Source organism: Pseudomonadota bacterium (assembly GCA_022361155.1).
Taxonomy (GTDB): domain Bacteria; phylum Myxococcota_A; class Polyangia; order Polyangiales; family JAKSBK01; genus JAKSBK01.
This window is the reverse complement of the sequence record JAKSBK010000386.1, coordinates 1-1,000: the sequence shown is the minus strand read 5'-3', so window position 1 is coordinate 1,000 and position 1,000 is coordinate 1. Positions and strand designations below refer to the sequence as shown.

The following is a 1,000-nucleotide window of genomic DNA, read 5'->3' as shown; positions in this document are numbered from 1 at the left end:
GCGCCCCTCTTGGCGTCCCTCTTGGCGTCCCCGAGCGAGGAAGCGCTTGGCAAAGGTGCTCTGAAACTCGTACTTGTTCAAATCCATAGCTTCGAGGGCCTTTCGGGCCGCTTCGCCGAGCGAGCCGTAGACCATATCTGAGTATAGCAGGGCTTGCTCGTGGTCCAATCCTGCCAAGGCTCCGAGCGCTGCAACCGCTACCTGCAATGCTTGCTCGGGAGCCGCGCTCGCTCCATGTGCCATGGCCGATAGCACGGCGAGCTCGGGCGCGGCCCTGGCCTTGGCCTCATCGAGTTTCAGCCGCGGCTGATCGCTACGTTCCCCGCCAACGACTATCCTGCGCACCGGGATTCAGCGTGTCGCGCCCTCCAACTCGTTCATGAGTTCCGCTGGCGACAGTATTGCGACGCCCAAGCCATCAGGAAAATGGCGCCTGTTGCCGGTTACTAGTGCATCTGCTCTGCCGGCGATCGCCACTTCAAGGAACGGTCGGTCGGCCGGATCGGGAGTTGGCGCATCGGGCGCCGGGTTGGCGATCGTGACGCTCTCGCCCAACGACTCAAGGTCCGCCAAGAGCAGGGCGACCTGATCTCTCTCGAAGCGAAACTTGGAGCGTGACAATACGTCATGGTACTCGTCAAGGATCCGCTGATCGAAGAGCGGGATGACACGTCCCTGGATTGCCGCGATGACGACGCGCGCGGGAAGCCTCTGTGGATGGAGGAGGGCCGAAACCATGACGTTCGTGTCGGTCGAGCACGACCCGCACGTGGGCTTGCTACCCGCTCTTGATGACAGAGGTATCGGCGTCCGAGGAGAATTCTACGCCTCGCGCCGCCCGTGAGGCGCGAATCTCTGCCTCTATGTCTTGTTCCGAGAGCTCGTCCAGACCATCCGCAGATGCCGATTCCTGGAGATCTCTCAAGGTCTGGGCTGCCCTCGATCGAATCGAGAGAATTGCGGGTCCCTCCACGGGCTCGACTGCGAATGCGCCGAACGG

At 62.3% G+C, this 1,000-nt stretch carries 3 protein-coding genes; all 3 read right to left on the bottom strand.

What is annotated here, in order from left to right; translation table 11 throughout:
- A partial coding sequence (locus MJD61_14910; GenBank protein ID MCG8556560.1) for a hypothetical protein occupies window positions 1–345 on the bottom strand: 345 nt, incomplete at its 3' end.
- 6 nt (window positions 346–351) lie between these two features.
- Window positions 352–738 carry a putative toxin-antitoxin system toxin component, PIN family gene (locus MJD61_14905; GenBank protein ID MCG8556559.1) on the bottom strand — a complete coding sequence of 129 codons (387 nt, stop codon included), beginning with the start codon at window positions 736–738 and terminating at the stop codon, window positions 352–354.
- A 40-nt stretch (window positions 739–778) separates the two neighbouring features.
- On the bottom strand, window positions 779–1,000 hold a 222-nt coding region (locus MJD61_14900), incomplete at its 5' end, for a hypothetical protein (GenBank protein ID MCG8556558.1).